This is a genomic window from Domibacillus sp. A3M-37, assembly GCF_024213455.1.
GTDB lineage: Bacteria > Bacillota > Bacilli > Bacillales > Domibacillaceae > Domibacillus > Domibacillus tundrae.
Genome location: NZ_JANAVL010000085.1, coordinates 1 through 401 on the forward strand (window position 1 = coordinate 1; position 401 = coordinate 401).

At 50.6% G+C, this 401-nt stretch carries 1 rRNA gene; it reads left to right on the top strand.

Annotation, left to right across the window (positions count from 1 at the left end):
* Positions 1 to 326: 326 nt before the first annotated feature.
* Positions 327 to 401: ribosomal RNA gene (gene rrf, locus NLX67_RS22675) — 5S ribosomal RNA — on the top strand; the annotation flags it as partial.

Sequence of the window (401 nt, forward strand, 5' to 3'; positions counted from 1 at the left end):
CGAGGTAGATAGGTTCGGGGTGGACGTGCGGTGACGCATGGAGCTGACGAATACTAATCGATCGAGGACTTAATCAAACGAAATGCGCAAGTCGGCCGTTCAGGCCCGGCAGGCGTAAGACGGACCAGCAGGGTAGTGCTCTTTGCCACACAGCTGTGACGGCTTATGCCCGAGGGGCTGGCCGACTGGAGCTGGACAACACATGGCTGTGTATCCAACCGGTTTTTATGCCCATACAATGAACGCTTCTATCCAGTTTTGAAAGAACATAAAAAGTTCTTGCAAAAACCACTTTTTATGCTATAATAATGAATGTCTTAAAAAAGTCAGGTGGCTACAGCGAAGAGGTCACACCCGTTCCCATCCCGAACACGGCAGTTAAGCTCTTCAGCGCCGATGGT